At 38.0% G+C, this 17,958-nt stretch carries 21 protein-coding genes; all 21 read right to left on the bottom strand.

Going from position 1 to position 17,958, the window contains the following annotated elements; all coding sequences use genetic code 11:
• Nucleotides 1-7: 7 nt before the first annotated feature.
• Nucleotides 8-1,162, bottom strand: coding sequence for a chemotaxis response regulator protein-glutamate methylesterase (locus NST76_RS05060; protein ID WP_082673691.1), 1,155 nt, complete (start codon nucleotides 1,160-1,162; stop codon nucleotides 8-10).
• Nucleotides 1,163-2,038: a MinD/ParA family protein gene (locus tag NST76_RS05055; protein WP_058843507.1), complete on the bottom strand. Its 876-nt coding sequence runs from the start codon at nucleotides 2,036-2,038 to the stop codon at nucleotides 1,163-1,165.
• Nucleotides 2,035-3,225 (bottom strand): flagellar biosynthesis protein FlhF, encoded by a 1,191-nt coding sequence (gene flhF / locus NST76_RS05050; protein WP_058843506.1) that lies wholly within the window; start codon nucleotides 3,223-3,225, stop codon nucleotides 2,035-2,037. Before flhF ends, NST76_RS05055 begins: the two co-directional genes overlap by 4 nt.
• Nucleotides 3,222-5,255, bottom strand: a complete 2,034-nt coding sequence (gene flhA / locus NST76_RS05045; protein ID WP_036124222.1) for a flagellar biosynthesis protein FlhA — start codon at nucleotides 5,253-5,255, stop codon at nucleotides 3,222-3,224. Before flhA ends, flhF begins: the two co-directional genes overlap by 4 nt.
• A 24-nt stretch (nucleotides 5,256-5,279) precedes the next feature.
• Nucleotides 5,280-6,368 (bottom strand): flagellar biosynthesis protein FlhB, encoded by a 1,089-nt coding sequence (gene flhB / locus NST76_RS05040; RefSeq protein ID WP_036124225.1) that lies wholly within the window; start codon nucleotides 6,366-6,368, stop codon nucleotides 5,280-5,282.
• Between the two features lies 1 nt (nucleotide 6,369).
• On the bottom strand, nucleotides 6,370-7,143 hold the full coding sequence (fliR, locus tag NST76_RS05035) for a flagellar biosynthetic protein FliR (RefSeq protein WP_342544692.1): 774 nt from the start codon (nucleotides 7,141-7,143) through the stop codon (nucleotides 6,370-6,372).
• 4 nt (nucleotides 7,144-7,147) lie between these two features.
• Nucleotides 7,148-7,417 (bottom strand): flagellar biosynthesis protein FliQ, encoded by a 270-nt coding sequence (gene fliQ, locus NST76_RS05030; RefSeq protein ID WP_036124229.1) that lies wholly within the window; start codon nucleotides 7,415-7,417, stop codon nucleotides 7,148-7,150.
• A 13-nt stretch (nucleotides 7,418-7,430) separates the two neighbouring features.
• Nucleotides 7,431-8,096, bottom strand: a complete 666-nt coding sequence (gene fliP / locus NST76_RS05025; RefSeq protein WP_036124231.1) for a flagellar type III secretion system pore protein FliP — start codon at nucleotides 8,094-8,096, stop codon at nucleotides 7,431-7,433.
• Nucleotides 8,093-8,767, bottom strand: a complete 675-nt coding sequence (locus NST76_RS05020; protein WP_230593865.1) for a flagellar biosynthetic protein FliO — start codon at nucleotides 8,765-8,767, stop codon at nucleotides 8,093-8,095. Before NST76_RS05020 ends, fliP begins: the two co-directional genes overlap by 4 nt.
• Before the next feature lie 10 nt (nucleotides 8,768-8,777).
• Complete coding sequence (locus NST76_RS05015; protein WP_004269288.1) at nucleotides 8,778-9,140, bottom strand: response regulator; 363 nt, start codon at nucleotides 9,138-9,140, stop codon at nucleotides 8,778-8,780.
• A 21-nt stretch (nucleotides 9,141-9,161) separates the two neighbouring features.
• A complete protein-coding gene (gene fliY, locus NST76_RS05010) occupies nucleotides 9,162-10,385 on the bottom strand; it encodes a flagellar motor switch phosphatase FliY (protein ID WP_058843505.1) in 1,224 nt (407 codons plus the stop codon).
• Nucleotides 10,378-11,373, bottom strand: a complete 996-nt coding sequence (gene fliM, locus NST76_RS05005) for a flagellar motor switch protein FliM (protein ID WP_036124724.1) — start codon at nucleotides 11,371-11,373, stop codon at nucleotides 10,378-10,380. The genes fliY and fliM overlap by 8 nt, the downstream gene beginning before the upstream one ends.
• 31 nt (nucleotides 11,374-11,404) lie before the next feature.
• Nucleotides 11,405-11,833, bottom strand: a complete 429-nt coding sequence (fliL, locus tag NST76_RS05000) for a flagellar basal body-associated protein FliL (protein WP_036124726.1) — start codon at nucleotides 11,831-11,833, stop codon at nucleotides 11,405-11,407.
• Nucleotides 11,823-12,044, bottom strand: coding sequence for a flagellar FlbD family protein (locus NST76_RS04995; RefSeq protein ID WP_036124831.1), 222 nt, complete (start codon nucleotides 12,042-12,044; stop codon nucleotides 11,823-11,825). The genes fliL and NST76_RS04995 overlap by 11 nt, the downstream gene beginning before the upstream one ends.
• Before the next feature lie 101 nt (nucleotides 12,045-12,145).
• Nucleotides 12,146-13,114, bottom strand: a complete 969-nt coding sequence (gene flgG, locus NST76_RS04990; protein WP_036124729.1) for a flagellar basal body rod protein FlgG — start codon at nucleotides 13,112-13,114, stop codon at nucleotides 12,146-12,148.
• 86 nt (nucleotides 13,115-13,200) lie between these two features.
• A complete protein-coding gene (locus NST76_RS04985) occupies nucleotides 13,201-13,569 on the bottom strand; it encodes a TIGR02530 family flagellar biosynthesis protein (protein ID WP_058843517.1) in 369 nt (122 codons plus the stop codon).
• A gap of 15 nt (nucleotides 13,570-13,584) precedes the next feature.
• Nucleotides 13,585-14,274 (bottom strand): flagellar hook assembly protein FlgD, encoded by a 690-nt coding sequence (gene flgD / locus NST76_RS04980; RefSeq protein ID WP_036124730.1) that lies wholly within the window; start codon nucleotides 14,272-14,274, stop codon nucleotides 13,585-13,587.
• A 2-nt stretch (nucleotides 14,275-14,276) separates the two neighbouring features.
• A complete protein-coding gene (locus NST76_RS04975; RefSeq protein ID WP_340833812.1) occupies nucleotides 14,277-15,542 on the bottom strand; it encodes a flagellar hook-length control protein FliK in 1,266 nt (421 codons plus the stop codon).
• 26 nt (nucleotides 15,543-15,568) lie between these two features.
• Nucleotides 15,569-16,177: a hypothetical protein gene (locus NST76_RS04970; RefSeq protein ID WP_342544689.1), complete on the bottom strand. Its 609-nt coding sequence runs from the start codon at nucleotides 16,175-16,177 to the stop codon at nucleotides 15,569-15,571.
• Between the two features lie 4 nt (nucleotides 16,178-16,181).
• Nucleotides 16,182-16,631 (bottom strand): flagellar export protein FliJ, encoded by a 450-nt coding sequence (gene fliJ, locus NST76_RS04965; protein WP_036124736.1) that lies wholly within the window; start codon nucleotides 16,629-16,631, stop codon nucleotides 16,182-16,184.
• On the bottom strand, nucleotides 16,632-17,957 hold the full coding sequence (fliI, locus tag NST76_RS04960; RefSeq protein WP_036124834.1) for a flagellar protein export ATPase FliI: 1,326 nt from the start codon (nucleotides 17,955-17,957) through the stop codon (nucleotides 16,632-16,634).
• Nucleotide 17,958: the final 1 nt, after the last annotated feature.

Genomic DNA, 17,958 nt, shown 5'->3' with positions numbered 1-17,958 from the left:
ACCCCTTTTAAGGCAAATATTTCATTATTGTTTGTGCAATATCATCTACATCTGCAACTTCATCAACAAGTTGCGTTTCTACTGCTGCTTTTGGCATACCATATACAATGCAAGTTTCGGCTGATTCTGCAATAGCTATGACATTACCACTTTTTTTCAATGCTTTCAGTCCATTAGAACCATCATGGCCCATACCAGTCATAATGACTGCCACTTTATCAAAATCCTTATATTGACTAACATCTTCAAACATTACATCTACAGAAGGGCGATGGCCTGATCTCGGTGCTTCCTGATTATCAAGAACAATGCCAAAAGTCGTTCCTACTTTTCTCAGCTTTAAATGATAACCACCCGGTGCAATATAAGCTACTCCATTTTGCAATATATCGCCCTGTTCCGCTTCTTTTACAGCAATTTCACTTAGCTGATCCAGACGAGTAGCAAGTGATTTAGTAAATCCAGCTGGCATATGCTGAACAATTAATATAGGTGCTTGTATGGACTTAGGAATTTTAGTAATGACCTCCTGAAGTGCACGAGGTCCTCCGGTTGATGTACCAATTAACACCATTTTCTTTCCAACTTTACTCCATTCTACCAGTGGCTTTGATGTAGCTACATTGCTAGCAGCAACATTCATAAGAGTTGGTGTTCGTCCATGCTGTTGTGGCTCCTTTACTACGGTACTCGCTCTTGTCACTGGTTCTTGTTGTTTTTTACTACCAGAAGGTTTTTTCAGTTTGGAAATCGGCACCATTGCCGCTTGCTCTACTTTGTGAACAAGCTCATTTTGGATTTTATGTAAATCAAGAGAAATGGTTCCGCTTGGCTTTGCGACAAAATCTACTGCGCCACTCTCAATTGCTGCTATTGCATTTTCTGTCCCACGTTGAGTGGTACTCGAGAGCATTATTACAGGAACTGGACATTGAATCATAATTTCTTTTAAAGCATCGAGCCCATTCATTTCAGGCATCTCAATATCCATTGTCACAACTGTTGGCTTCAACGACTGTATTTTTTTGATCGCATCTTTTCCATTTCGTGCCGTTCCAACTACTTCCACCTTAGAGTTGCCAACAAAAAAGTCACTAATTAGCTTTCTCATAAAAGCAGAATCATCCACAACTAATAGCTTGCTTTTATGTAAAAAGTCCAATTAATCACGCCCTTTCGAGAAAATACTTCTGAGTTTCGATAAAAATTTTTTAGCTGTTTGTTCATGTGCGTGTATTTCCTCTGCACGATGTTCCATAAAACGAACGACTATAAGTTGTAATGTCTTTGATATTAGTGCGTCTGGATAAGCAAGCGAGAATGGTACTTGCTCACGCACAGCCTTACGCACAACTGGATCTTCAGGTAATGAACCTAGAATGGTTATTTCTTTGTCTAAAAAACGTTTCATCGTTATTTTTAAACGTTCATTCGTTTCAATTCCTTCTTCTTTGCTAAAAGCACGGTTACAAAGAATGTAAAACTCCTTCTCTGGATCACGTACATGAATATATTTCATCATGGAGTACGCATCTGTTATAGAAGTAGGCTCCGCTGTTGAAATGACAATAATTTCATCAATGGATGTCAGTAAGTCTAATGACCAATTTGTCGCACCAGCCCCCATATCAAATAAAATATAATCATAGTTTTTTTGAAGCTGTTCAAAGGCATGAATCAATCGCTCAAACATACTTTGTGACCAATCTAGAACGCTCGTCATACCAGACCCACCTGAAATATACTTTAGATCATAAGGTCCTTCAAATATTACCTCATCTAGTAATTTATTTCCTTCTAAATAGTCTTTCAAACTATAAGAAGCATTTTTCCCAATTAAAATATGAATATTCCCCATCCCAATATCCATATCTACAATGGCAACTCTTTTTCCCTTTTGGGCCAAGGTTATAGCAAAATTCATGGTGAAGTTACTTTTACCTACTCCACCTTTGCCACTGACAACTGCGATGGCTCTACCTAGTTCGCCCTGCTGCCTCATCATTTTCAAGCGTAATGTTTCAGCTTGGTCTCTCATTTTTCTTCACCTTGAAAAAACAAATTAAGTACTGCTTCTAAATCAGCTTCCTCAATATCTTCTGGTACTTCTTGACCATTCGTATAGTAAGCAAGTCCTTTATTATATTTAATCATTAAATTGATCATTGTGCCAATAGAATTTGTTTCATCAATTTTTGTGAAAATGAATTTTTCAATTGGTAATTGCTTAAATTGGTCTACAATGTTCTCCATATCCTTTTCTTTCGTTGTCATAGCAAGGACTAAGTAAGACTCTGCTTGATCATCGAACTTAATGAGACGTTGGAGATCATCCACATACTTGACCTCTTTATAATTGCGACCTGCTGTATCAATAAACACCAAATCTAAATGGGATAAACTTTGGATTGCTTGCTCGAAATCGGTCGCATTATAAGCAATTTCAACTGGAGCCTGTAAAAGACCTGCATATGTTTTTAGCTGTTCTATGGCAGCAATTCGATACGTATCGGTCGTAATAAAGCCGACTTTTTTCTTTTTTTCTAACACAGCTCGCGCTGCCATTTTAGCAATCGTTGTAGTCTTTCCAACTCCTGTTGGGCCTAAAACATTTATATACTTTCTTTCATAGGACAATCCTCCGACAGGAAGGGCCTCTAGCTGCTTACGTAGTAAATTTTTCGTTATTAATTTACATTGTGAAAAATTTATTTCTGACGCTTCTTTGAAATGCATAAAAAGCTCATCACCTATCGTTGTGATGAGCTCTTCACTTAGCTCTTGCTGTCTTAAGTATTCAATGAAGGGGAAGAGTTCATCGGGATATTGAGCTTGGGTGGTCTTTTTATGCATCGATTGCATTAAAGATTTTAAATCTGCAATTTCCTTCCTCAATTCTTCAGAGATGCTAGTATCCTCATGCACTGCTGCAACATGTGGTGTTGGCTCTTGATGGACTTTTGCTTGAATAGCATTTGTAATCTCTTGTAACCTTGCATTTTCTTTTGTTTCTACAGGTAGTACAGCTGGTGCTGGAGCCACATAACTTGGCTCCATAACATCAACTCCCGCGACCACTTCAAAACTTTTCTTTTTAATCATACCGAAAAATTTCTTTGTGATGACTACTTTTGAATTTAAAATGACTGCGTCCTCACCTAATTCTGCCCGCACTTGCTTCATCGCCTCTGGTATGGATGATGCATAATATTTTTTCATTTTCATTGAACATTCACCACCCCAACACTTTGAATTTCAACTGAAGCATCCAGCTCATTATAAGAGAGAACTGGAATTTGAGGGAAATAACGCTCCGTCAATTGTCGTAAATACATACGAACTGCTGGAGAGCATAAAATGATAGCGGATTGCTCCATAAAGGAAACACGCTCTACTTCTGCTGCAATAGTCTCTAAAACGGTTTGAGAATCTTGAGGATCCATTGCTAAATAATTTCCGTGATCCGTTTGTTGAATACTATCAGCAATCATTTTTTCTACTTTACCTGACACCGTAATCACCTTTAATGCTGAACTATCTCCAACATATTGTGCAGTAATTTGACGTGCTAATGCTTGACGGACATACTCCGTTAAAATATCTGTATCACTCGTTAATTTTGCATAGTCTGCTAATGTCTCAAAAATTATAGGTAAGTTACGTACAGACACATTTTCTCGAAGAAGCTTGCCAAGTACCTTTTGGATTTCTCCAGTAGACAAAGGAGTCGGTGTTAATTCTTCGACTAAAATAGGATGTGTTTCGCGTAAGTGATCGATTAACTGCTTCGTCTCTTGGCGTCCTAGTAACTCATGTGCATTTGCTCGAATGATTTCTGTTAAGTGTGTTGACACCACACTTGGTGGATCAACAACTGTGTAACCATACATTTCGGCATCTTCTTTCACTTGCTCCGTAATCCATTTCGCTGGTAGTCCAAATGATGGCTCCACAGTATCAATTCCTTCAATAGAGTCATCATCACCAGGGCTCATCGCTAAATAATGATCTAATAAGAGCTCGCCTCGTGCCATTTCATTCCCTTTTATTTTAATACGATATTCATTTGGTTGCAGCTGAATATTATCTCGAATACGAACAACTGGGATGACGATACCTAATTCTAATGCTAGCTGTCGTCGAATCATAATAACACGATCTAATAAATCCCCACCTTGTGTAGCATCTACTAAAGGTATTAATCCATAACCAAATTCAAATTCGATCGGGTCCACATTTAATAAATTCACAACATTTTCAGGGCTCTTCATGCCATCTGTTGCCACTTCTTCCTCAATTTCAAGTAATTCCTCTTCATCCTCTGGCTTCTTACGCCCCATCATATATGCTCCTGTAATGAGTGACGCACCAATTGGAATCGTTATCCAATCTGGAATTGGTGTAAATAATCCAAGTAAGATAATCGTTCCACCAGCTACATAAAGAAGCTTTGCCTGAGCAAATAATTGTCCTGTTATATCCTGGCCAAGACTTCCTTTTGAAGAGGCACGGGTTACAACAATCCCTGTAGCTGTTGAAATAAGTAAAGCCGGGATTTGGGATACAATACCATCTCCAACTGTTAGTTTAGAAAAATGAGTTGCTGCTTCTGCAAACGGAAGACCCATTTGCACTACCCCGATAATGATCCCAAATAATAGGTTGATAATAACCATTACCATTGAGGCAATGGCATCCCCTTTTACGAATTTTGTGGCACCATCCATCGCTCCATAGAAGTCTGCTTCTCCCGATACCTTTTCACGTCGTTCACGTGCTTCTTTTTCGGAAATGACCCCTGCATTTAAGTCAGCATCAATACTCATTTGTTTACCAGGCATTGCATCGAGTGTGAAACGTGCTGCTACTTCAGCTACACGCTCCGCGCCCTTTGTAATTACAATAAACTGAATTAACACTAGAATTAAGAAGACAACTAAACCAACAAGAACATTCCCGCCAACTACGAAGTCACCAAAGGTTTCAACAACTGAACCTGCATCGCCATTTGCTAAAATAGCACGGGTTGTGGAAACACTTAGTCCTAATCGGAACAAGGTTAACAGTAAAATGACCGATGGGAAGATAGAAAAGTCCAATGCTTCCTTCATACTCATTGCTGTTAGCAGTACAATTAATCCTAATGTAATATTAATGACAATTAAGAAACTTAACATCCACGGAGGAAGAGGGATGATGAGCATCGCAACGATTAAAATAACCGCACCTAAAACCCCAATATCGCGAACTTTCATTTGTGTCCCTCCTACTTAAAAGCTTTAAATTTTTCGCTTAATACGGTAAACATAAGCGAGTATTTCTGCTACTGCCTTAAAAAATTCCTCTGGTACTTGATCACCAATTTCTACCTGATCATACATCGCACGTGCTAAAGGTCTATTTTCAACCATTATGACATCATGCTCTTTGGCAATCAGCTTAATTTTTTGGGCGACAAAGTCTGTCCCCTTCGCAACGATACGTGGGGCATCCATATTGTCCTCATCGTATTTGAGGGCAATCGCATAGTGAGTAGGGTTGGTGATAACAACATCTGCATTCGGCACCTCTGACATCATACGACGCATCGCCATTTCGCGTTGACGTTGTTTGATTTTGGATTTAATCAGCGGGTCACCCTCACTATTTTTATATTCATCTTTAATATCTTGCTTAGACATTTTAAGATTTTTTTCATACTCATGTTTTTGATACATCCAGTCCAGAACGGATACACAAAGTAAAACTAAAGATGCGGCTATACCCATTATGCCAACAAGCTTCCCTACTGTAATGAGCGTCATCCATGGACTTTTAAAAGATAAAGCCAAAACTTCTGGTAGGTTTGTCCAAATAATAATTGTTGTGACACTTCCTATAAAGCCAATCTTTAAGACCGACTTCAGCAGTTCAACAATGGCCTTAACAGAAAATATTTTTTTTAACCCTTTAATAGGATCCATCTTTTTTAAATCAAATTTCATTGGCTCTAATGTAAATAAAAAGCCAAACTGCAGGAAATTACCCGCAAGAGCTCCAACAAAAGCAATCGCCATGATAGGCACAATAATAAAAGCCATCTGTATCAATGTTTCTGTAAATAAGCGCATCACACTATCAATCGTTAATTTTTCGATGCGTATGTTATGAATAAATGTTTGTCTAAAAAAAGCTAATAATTCATCACGCAAGGAGCCAGCAAAGAAAAATAAAAAGATAAATACCATAAGCATGACAATGGCACTAGAAATATCTTGACTCTTTACAACTTGCCCTTTTTTTCGAGCATCCTGACGTTTTTTAGGGGTTGCCTTTTCTGTTTTTTCACCTGCAAAAAACTGGATATCTAAACTTAGTAGTAGCTTCATATCATCCACCACCTAAAATGGCCATTAAATCCCGTATACCGTAGATCATAATCGTAATGAGCTTTTGAATAACTTGAATCATCACAGCCATCATTGTAAACATTACTAAAAAACTAACTCCGATTTTAATCGGAAAACCGACCACAAAAATATTTAATTGCGGTACTGTTTTTGCTGTTATTCCTAAAGCTAAATCGACTAAAAATAAGGTCGCCACAACAGGAGCAGCCATCTGAAATGCTATCGCGAAAACGGCTGTGAAAGTCGTCATAATAAATTTCGGTAAGCTTTCACTAGCAAAGCTTGGAAATTGATCCATCGGTAAAAATTGATAGCTATAGTAAATTCCATTCAGAATCATATGATGGCCATCAATCGCTAATAAAAAAAGAAGTGCTAGCATATTAAAGAACTGACCAATTAATGGGCTTTGCGCACCTGTTTGTGGATCAATAATATTGGCAATGGCAAATCCCATTTGAAAATCAATAAAGCTTCCTGCAATTTGTATTGCAGACATGATGATGTAGCCCATAAGACCAAGCAATAGTCCAACAAGTGCTTCTTTCATCACTAATAATATGTATTCATCATTGAAGACCAATGGCTCAACATCAATTGTATAGTACATCATCCAAGCTAATACCAGTGCGAGAGTAATTTTGACTTGTGGCGGAATGGTCTTATATGAAAAAAAGGGGACCGTAACAAAAAATGCTGAAACACGCACAAGTACTAATAAGAAAACCGTTAAATGTGGAATTAATTCATTCATGGACTCACCCTATATAACGTGTTAAATTCTCGAATATGTCTCTCGCATAGCTAGTAACTTGAGATAACATCCATGGGCCAAAGAATACGATGGCCACTAGGACAGCGACAATTTTGGGTACAAATGCTAATGTTTGCTCTTGTATCGAAGTTGTTGCTTGAAAGATACTTACCGCTAAACCAGTGATTAAAGCAACTAATAATAGCGGACCGCTTGTTAGAAGGATAATCATAATGGCACGTTCTGCTATGGAAATAACCAATTCACCTGTCATACTGTATCATCCCCTAAAAACTTTGTAGTAACGATTTCATGACTAGATACCAGCCATCGACCAGAACAAATAATAAGATTTTAAATGGCAAGGAAATCATTACTGGTGGTAACATCATCATCCCCATCGACATTAAAGTACTCGCAACAATCATATCGATGACAAGGAATGGTATAAAAATCATAAAACCAATTTGAAATGCTGTTTTTATTTCACTTAAAGCAAATGCTGGGACGAGCATTGTTAGTGGGATTTCCTCCACTGATGCTGGTTTTTCTGCTTGATTATAAGATAAAAATAATTCAAGGTCTTTTTGCCTTGTATGCTTACTCATAAACTCTTTAAATGGTGCACTAGCACGATCATATGCTTCTTCTAAACCAATTTCTTCAGCAAATAACGGCTGTAATGCCTCTTTATTCACCTCTTGAAAAGTTGGTGCCATAATAAAGAACGTTAAAAATAGTGCTAGACCAACAATCACTTGATTTGGTGGCATTTGCTGTGTCGCTAATGCCGTCCGCACAAAGGATAAGACAATGACAATTCTAGCGAAAGATGTCATTAATATTAAGATACTCGGTGCAAGAGATAAAACCGTTAGTAACAGTAGGAGCTTAACAGATGTAGAGACGTTGGTTGGATCGCTATTGGAAAAAACATTGATTAAATCATTCATTTATCATCCTTCTCCTTTTGCTTCCATCTCTCTATCTCATCACTACGCTCCTGTTTTATTTCAGATATCTTTTTTTCAAATAGTTTGCCAAATGAATCTTGCTTTTGTTCATTGTGCATACTCACTTGCTCTTTTTTCTTAAACTTAGAAAGTACTTCTGCAATATACGGTGATGTTGTTGCAAGTTCTTGCCTTTCGTTATAGAGTGCTAGCAATGCTTCAACTTCTTCAGGATCAGTAATTTCACGTAACAGTTGCACATCTTCTCCAACCCCTACTAAATACAATGATTTACCTACTTGTAAAAGCTGAACTGACTTTTGAGCACCTAACGATAAACCGCCTAAATTTTGTACCATTTGATTACGTTGGAAGTTTAAATTTCGTTTATTTAAAAACTTCATCAATCCATAAAATAAAGCTACAACAAAAATAAGCGCCAAAACCATTTTTATGTATTCCCATGCAGATATATCTCCAGCTGCTGATACATTTATTTCTTGTTTAGCAGCTGGATCGGTAGTATCTCCATTACAAGCTTCTGGGTTTTCAATGCAATCAGTGACACTATTCGTATCAGCATCCGCATAAACAGAAGTTGGTGTCGGGTACAAAAACAGGAAGGATACAAGAAATGCGAAAATCATCGTGAAACGAAATGATTTTAACATTCTCATACAATCATCCCAGTGCTTTTTGAATCGCTTCAATTACACGATCTGCTTGGAAAGGCTTCACGATAAAGTCTTTCGCGCCAGCTTGAATTGCATCGATTACCATTGCTTGTTGTCCCATGGCTGAACACATAATTACAGTTGCACTTGGATCTGTTCCCTTAATCGCTTTAAGAGCCGCAATACCGTCCATCTCAGGCATTGTGATATCCATTGTTACTAAATCGGGTTTTAATTCATTGTACTTTTCAACAGCCTGTAAGCCATCTGCTGCCTCTCCAACAACTTCAAATCCATTTTTTGATAAAATATCCTTGATCATCATGCGCATAAATGCAGCGTCGTCTACAATTAAAATTCTTTTAGACATGGTTAACTCCTCCAATTGAAACTATCTTAAATTATTTAAACGCTCTGCTTGACTTAAAACATCTGTAATACGGACACCAAAGTTTTCATCAATAACAACGACTTCACCTTTAGCGATTAAACGACTATTGACTAAAATATCAACAGGCTCCCCCGCTAATTTGTCTAGCTCAATAATTGAACCACTCGATAGTTCTAAAATCTCTTTAACAGAACGTTTCGTACGTCCTAACTCTACAGTAACTTGCAATGGAATATCAAGTAGCATATTTAAATTTCTAGCTTCAGATTGAGAGATTACATTTGGATCAAAGCTAGCAAACTGTGCTTGTTGCACATTCACAGGTTGTGCAGGTCTTGCTGGTTGCGTAAACTGTGGTTGCTCTTGATAAATAGGTTGCTGCGTTGGTGCTGTCTGCTGTTGATATACTGGTTGTGCAGGTGGTGGTGTTACAGGTGCTTGTTGTTGAACTGGTGGCGCTGCAATTGATGGTGCCTCAGGGGCAATCGTTGCAGCTACTGGTTCTTCAATAGACTCTGTTTCACCTAAAAGAGATTTTACAATGTTTTGACTAAATTTAAGCGGTAATAATTGCATTAAATTTGAATCAATTAAATTACCAATGCGTAGTCTAAAGGATACTTTAACTAATAAATCGTCTTCTGGAATATTGTCACGGCCTTCATCTTGTGAAATATTCATTAAATCAATAGTCGGTGGAGAAATATCCACTTTTTTATTAAATACAGTCGACATTGATGTTGCCGCTGAACCCATCATTTGGTTCATAGCCTCTTGAACAGCACTTAGTTGAATTTCACCTAAGTCTGGCTTCGGATTTAAACCATCGCCACCTAACATTAAATCAGCAATAATGGCTGCATCCGATTGTTTAATAACAAGTAAATTCATACCTGTTAAACCAATCGTATATTCCACTTGTACAGCCACATAAGGATGAGGAAACTCCTCTTCTAATTTATTTCGGTTTATCATGGAAATACTTGGAGTAGTAATATCTACTTTTTGACCTAATAACGCAGAAAGTGCTGTAGCAGAACTTCCGAAAGAAATGTTACCTACCTCACCTAATGCATCTTGTGCAAACGAATCAAGGTAATCCTCAACTCTTAAATCATTAGTCTCATCATTTGAAGAAGCTGCAGTGTCGCTGTTTTTATCTTCCAACGTCTCGCCCCTTAATAACGCTTCAATTTCTTCTTGGGAGAGCATTTCATCACTCATCTTCGTCTCCTCCTTTCAAAGGGTCGATAATCTGGATTGCTAATTTTTTGCCTTGCTTACCTGGTTGAACCGTGAATTTTGGCAATGTTCCAACTTTCAGTATTAATGGATCTTCGATTTTTTGATCTAATTGTATAACATCACCAATTTGCATTGTAAGGAAATCCTCAATGGTAATGTCCGACAGACCCAGTTCAACTGAAAGTGGTAATTGTGCTTGTTTCACACGTGTTTCCAGCATTTTTGTTTGCTCTGGAGACATCTCTTTTGTATTTGTCTGCATCCAGTAGCGAACAGATAGATTTGGAACAATTGGCTCCAACACAACATGCGGGATACAGATGTTAATCATACCGCTTGTCTCACCAATAATCGTATTTAACGAAATTACGACCACTGTTTCATTTGGTGAGATCATTTGTAAAAATTGTGGATTTACTTCAAGCTCCACTAATATTGGATCAATTTCTGCAACATTTTCCCATGCCTCGCGTAAATTGTCGAATGAGCGTTCAAAAAGGTTTGTCATAATCTTTGTTTCAATTTCTGTTAAGTTATCTACATTACTATGACTTGCCCCACTACCGCCCATTAGACGATCTAACATGGAATAGGCAATGTTCGGATTTATTTCCATCAATATATTACCATCTAATGGTGGCACTTCAAACACATTAATGAGTGTCATATTCGGAATCGAACGTACAAACTCTTCAAATGGTATTTGGTCTACCGATGCAACCGTAATCTGTACATAGCTTCTAAGCTGTGCAGAAAAGAAGGTTGTCAATAGTCGTGCAAAGTTTTCGTGTATTCGGGTCAAACTTCGGATTTGATCTTTTGAGAATCGAAGTGCTCGTTTAAAGTCATAAACTTTAACCTTGCGTCCCTCGTCCTCCTTTTTTATATCGTCAGCTGACATTTCCCCAGTTGATATAGCGGAAAGCAGCGCATCTATCTCGGATTGAGATAACACATCTCCTGCCATTTGCCCACCTCCATTTCAAGCAGTTTCTGTTTTATTGAGTGATGAAGGAGGTAAAATATACTTCCTGAACTTCTCCCTCTTGCATCAATTCATTTAACCTTGTTTTTAATGATTTTTGGAAAATTTGTTTCCCTTGCTTACCCTCTAAATCCTTTTGCTCCATTTCAGAAAGCTCTTGAATGGCAATATTTTGCACTTGGAAAACACGCTTTGTTAATTCTGTAGCAGCATCTTTACTTGTCGTTTGAATTTTTAATGACAAGCGTACAACTCTGTTATCTGCAAGATTCGTCGTGATTTCAGGTACCTCCACAGAGGATTCTACAATCTCATCAATGGATGGCTCAACAGCTCCTGTTGGCTTATTAAATTGTGTAAGCAATACAAATAAAATAACGCCAATCAGTATGACTGCTACTAGCAAAATAATAATCATTGTTAACATTTTATTATTCTTCATCTTTTTCACCTCGTAGATGCGGGTTGGATAAAATTTGTATATTATTATAAAAGGCAGTTACCTTTTGTCGCACCTCATCTTCACTCTCTAAAACAATTACTTTTGTTCCAGTTGTTAAAGTAATAGTCGTATCTGGAAACGATTCGACTGTTTCTATGTATAAAGCATTTAATGTAAATGCTTTGCCATTAAGACGTGTTAGTTCGATCATTGAAATAGGGCCGGGTCTAGCGTGAGAGCCGGCCCGACCCTCCCTCATATGAAAATATGTTTTATCAAACACCTGTTATGAATTAAAGAACTATATAATCATTATCGTTTTAAGTTTACTAGCTCTTGTAACACTTCATCTGATGTTGTAATAATACGAGTATTCGCTTGGAAACCTCGTTGAGCCACAATCATCTCTGTAAATTCTTCCGATAAGTCTACATTGGACATTTCTACTGTGCCAGGTACTACTTTACCCATCCCTGCAACAGTGGCTACTTGTGCATAGGCAGCACCAGAGTTTGCTGTTTGTTGGTAATAGTTTCCTCCAACCTTAGAAAGACCACCCGCATTCGGGAATTTAGCCATAATTAGCTGTCCTGCCCATTTGCGATCACCGTTTAGGTCCACATATTCAATCGTACCATTAGCTCCGATGCTAATTTCTTTAGCAGTCGTTGGGATACGGATTGGCCCTACCTCACCATCGTCTGGGTCTAGTACACCATCATCATCAAATAAGTTAGCACCTTCATCTCCAGAAGCGACTGGTGCTTCATCTGGATTGATACCATCGTCATCAGTTTCCATAACAATTTCTTCTCCAGCAGATACTCCTACTAGATATTTACCATCAGCATTTACTATATAGCCATTGCTATCCATATAGAAAACACCATTACGAGTAAATAGGGTATTATTGAAACCTTCTTCGCCAATAAAACCACTATCTGGGTCTGGAGCTCCATTTGCGTCAGCTACCATGAAGAAGCCATCTCCTTCAATCCCTAAGTCAAGTCCACGCCCAGTACCTTGTAATGAGCCGCCACCATGTATTGTATCAATAGCAGCTAATTGAGAACCCAAACCAACTTGTTGTGGGTTAACACCACCTCGTGTAGCTGTTGCTGCAGATGCACCAGCTTGTGTTTGAGACATTAAGTCTTTAAAAAGAACACGCCCCTTTTTAAAGCCAACAGTATTAACATTTGCGATGTTGTTACCAATAACATCTAGCTTCGTTTGGAAGTTTTTAAGACCTGAAATACCTGAATACATAGAACGTAACATAAGTTTTCGTTCTCCCTTCGTTTTTTATAGGTGTGCCTCTATCAATCAGCATCACCAAGGCTTCCTTACATAAGAAGGTCCAGCCTTTACAGCACAATCGTGCCATCAATATTTGTAAATAACTGTTGCTTTGCCTCCGTGCGATCCATTGCTGTAATGACAGTAGCATTTTTAGCACTGACAATTAAAGCTGCTTGATCCATCAAGACTAATGGTTGTTTGACACCTTTTGAGTGTGCTTCAAATACCTTATCCGATACTACCTGCCATTCTTGTTCAGAGATGTCAATTTTACGTTCAATGATCCGTTCATGCGCATGTTTGCTCACCTTTAGTTCTTGCTTTGCAGCCTCCTGTAAATGAGCTTTAAAGGATTGCTGCGATTGAATTGGCTTAGGTTGTATTGTGCGAATAGATGGATGCAAGGGTACACGATGAATTGAAAATTTATCCATCATTCTTCTCCACCTTTATTCGCTAATTACTGTAAAATCTTTATCTGTTAGTTTTTTATCATTATCTAATACGTAATAGATAACGCCATCTTTATTTGAAACAGAGACAATTCGACCTTGTAATTCTTGGTCGCCATCCTTATACGTAACATTTTTACCAATCAGTTTACTTGCCTGTACAAGCGGAGATTCTGGTACAGTATTACCGCCATCTGTATTTGTTCCAGAGCCACCTAGTATTCCTGAAATATTACCAGGCGTTATTTCTTTTCCATCTGTTAATTTGAATACAACACTACCATCTACAAATTTCAAGGATTCAATTACACCTGTTCCTTCATTTACAACAGGATCCCCTTTTTCATCTGTTTTATCTGTAATTTCATGCCATTTCACTTCTTTACCAACAAAGGATGCATAATTCATCATCTGTGTTTGTTGCTGTGATGCCAATAATGACTCCATTGTCTTTGTCATGTTTTGCATTTGTTCTAAAGAAGAAAACTGTGCCATTTGAGAAATGAATTCTCGGTCATCCATAGGATTTGTAGGGTCCTGATGCTGTAATTGTGTAATTAAAAGTTGTAGAAAGGCATCTTTGCCAAGCTCACTATTACCTGTTTGTTTCGTTGGTTTTTTATAATTCGAGTAATACAAATCATCCGTTATGGATGTATTGCTTACATTTTTTGTTGCATCTGCCATTATTACACCTCCTCATTGATTAAATAGTCATCAAAGGATAGTCCTTCATCTTCATCTTCATTTTTATGTTCTTGCTCTTCATCCTGTTGCTGCTTAAAGAAATTATTGAAGAAGCTTTGATCGCGTTGCTGGCGATCTGCATCTTGTAGTGATTGTGCTATATCAAGACGATCTACTTGAATGTTTTGTTGAACAAAAGCTTGTTTTAGCTGATGTGCTTGACTATCAAGTAATTCACGTCCATGAGCTGTAGAAGCTAGTAAACGAGCTGTCAGTACGCCATCATTTTGTACAAGTTCAATACGAACTGTCCCAAGATTTTCTGGGTACAATTTAATCGTTAAACGTGTGATCCCTTGTGCATTTGAAATTTGTGCTCTATTCATAATAGCCTGCATTTCTTTTAACAAAGCCTCAGACTGCGCAGGTTTGGCAGTTGGTAATGTGACATGGAATGTATCCGGTTTTGTTTGAACTGTTTGCGGTGTAACCATGTCATTTGTGCTTGTCTCACTCTGCTTCGTCACTTGTACTTGCTGAACTACTTGCTGAAAGCCTTGTAATGGCAATGCTCCAGTTGTTTTGGTTGTTGTTAGTTGTGTAGTTTCTACTTGCGTTTGTAATGATGTTAATAGACTCTTAACCGTTGTTAATAAGTTTTCTTGTGAAGTTGTTAAGTCCGTTTTCTGTCCGACTAATTGTGCTAGCTTCAATACTTGAAGCAGTTGTGTAGCGTCTTTTGGTGTTACTTGTCCTTCACCTTGTAAAGCAGCTCCTATTTGCGCCTGCAGTATCGGTGCTTGGGCATCTACTAGTGATAGTAGCTCCCAAACATCACTAGCTTTCTTCTCTTCTCCTAGCAGCTGTTGGACTATTTTTTGAAGTTGCTCTTCATCAATACCTAATGCATTTAGTATATTTTCTAAATTAAGCATTTCATCCATTGCCACTGCTTTATTGTCTTCGCCAAGCTGAAGCATTAATAACCCATCATCATGAGGGATTCCTAGTAAATCTAGTAATTCCTCCATTGAATCAGCATTTAAAACCGCTTGTAAATCGGCTAGCTCCTTTGTTGCAGTTGACTGCGAAGATTGGTTTGTTTGCGTTGAAGACGACATCATTTTACTAAAAACAGACCCGAAATTCGATACATTTTCTTTATTCGGAGTTCCATTGACCTTACCTTCAGGACTATTAACGGTTGAAGATTTTGCTGCTTTATTAGGTACAGACTTAGTGATCATTTGCATCATTGCTACATCCATTGTTCTTTCACCTCCTTTCATTTATCTTATTGTTTAGCCATTAACTCCGTATATTTTGCTGCATCTTTGGCATCCATTTTCTCTAATATGGCTGCTAACTTATCAGGCTTTAAATTCGTTAAAATTCGTAGCGCCTCCGCATCACTCATATTGATTAATACTGGTGCTGCAGCTTTCGGAGACATCTTATCGAACGTTGATAAGATATCATTAAAGTCACGCTTTACATCATCTTGTTGTCGATTCAATTTTTCAATTTCAAATTGCAACTGTTCTTTTTCTATCACTAACTTCTCTTTTTCAGTTGTTGTTGTATCAAGCTTTTTTTGTAGCTGTGTAATTTCAGCTTCTTTTTCTTGTATCTCTGCCTGTAAATTAACTAATTTAGAGTCGTTATTAATGGCAGCATCTTTAGCTTGTTGCTCTTCTGATGGGACAAAGGGTAAACTTCCTATTGCCTTTTTCCCTAAATCAAAGACATTCGTATTCATTAACGTTGCCACAACAAGTAAAACCGCTACTACAAACATAATCGGTAGTACAATCCAAGTAAAAAACTTTAGATAGCCCCCTGTTTTTTTCTTTGACTGCACTTCTACTAACTCCGCTGTCAATCGATTGTCTTTTTTTGCCATGAAATCACCTGATTTCTCTCTTGTTATACGTTTGTAATGAAATTTCATCTAGAAAAAGGCTTTCTATACGATCTTGCTCTTGCTGGAATAGCTTCAAATCTTTTTCTCTCATTTTTTCAAATTTACGTACTTCCAAGTTTTTTTCTAATAATTTTTCCTCGTGCCAATTCATCTTCGCACGAGCTTGTATCACTTTCTGTTGTACATCTGCAATTGTTTTCTCAAGACTATCTATAAAACGACTATAATGATGAATTTCGTCAATAGATGAGCCAATCGTTAAACGCTCCTGCTGAAATGCGATTAAGTCTTCTTTCTTTTTAAGTAATTCATATAATCTTGTTGCTATTTCTTCAAAAGAACGGACAGATTCTTTATAAGCCATTTCGGTTTCGTTTTTTTCTTGCTCACGAATTGTTAACACTTTTTCAAAACGATACACATAACTGACCATCTATTTCGCACCACCGTTCGATAATGTTATTAACTCATTGACACTTTCTTCTAATGTTACTTTGTCTAAATAGCCTTGTTTAAGATAATGCGTAATGAGCGGTTCATAATGAATGGCCTCATCAATCTCTTTAGAAGTTCCTCTTTTGTAAGCTCCAATATTGATCAAATCCTCAGATTTGTCATATGTATAGTAGAGTTCCCTTAATCGTTCAGCAGCTTTTTTATGCGCTGGCTCTGCAACATGATTCATCAAACGGCTTACGCTTTTTAAAACATTGATGGCTGGATATTGACCTTTATTGGCTAGATTTCGATCCAATACAATATGGCCATCTAATATCCCTCGCACAGTATCAGCTATTGGTTCATTCATATCATCACCATCAACTAAAACGGTATAGAATGCTGTGATTGAGCCCTTTTCATTAGTACCAGTACGTTCTAATAATTTAGGTAATATCGCAAATACAGAAGGCGTATACCCTTTTTGTGCCGGTGGTTCTCCCGTGGCAAGTCCAATTTCACGTTGTGCCATGGCTACACGTGTAACGGAGTCCATCATCAGCATGACATTTAAGCCTCGATTTCTAAAATATTCGGCAATCGCTGTCGCTGTAAAAGCTCCTTTAATCCGCATTAATGCTGGTTGATCTGACGTGGCTGCAACAACAATGGAGCGACTTAAACCTTCCGCGCCTAAATCACGTTCGATAAATTCACGAACCTCACGACCACGTTCTCCTATGAGCGCAATGACATTTAAATCTGCTTGCGTGTTTCTAGCAATCATACCTAGTAACGTACTTTTTCCGACCCCAGAACCAGCGAAAATACCAACACGTTGACCATTACCAACTGTTAGCATGCCATCAATCGCCTTCACCCCTACTTCGAGTCTTTCGTCAATTGGTGGACGAGTCAGTGGGTTCGGTGGATCTTGCTCAGTAGGGACGGTCATTAACCCTTTCGGTAATAAGGTGCCATCGATTGGATTCCCCATAGAATCCAATACTTTTCCTATTAACTCAGGGCCCACTTTTACTTCTAGAGGGGCACCAGTCCCTTCAACAAGACAGCCAATAGATATTTCACGTAAAGAGGTGAATGGCATTAAGACAACTATCTCATCTTTAAAACCAACAACCTCTGCTAAAATGATTTGGTGACCATTGTTTACAGTTTCCACATGAATTTTACAGACATCACCTATGGAACTATCTGGACCTTGCGACTCAATCATCAAGCCGACAACTCTAGTTACTCTACCAAACTTTTTAAAAGTAGGTATATGAGGAATATGTTCGATTAATTGAGCCGTTTTCATC

Source organism: Lysinibacillus sp. FSL W7-1291 (assembly GCF_038593415.1).
Classification (GTDB): Bacteria; Bacillota; Bacilli; order Bacillales_A; family Planococcaceae; genus Lysinibacillus; species Lysinibacillus fusiformis_D.
This window is presented reverse-complemented; position numbering and strand designations above follow the sequence as displayed.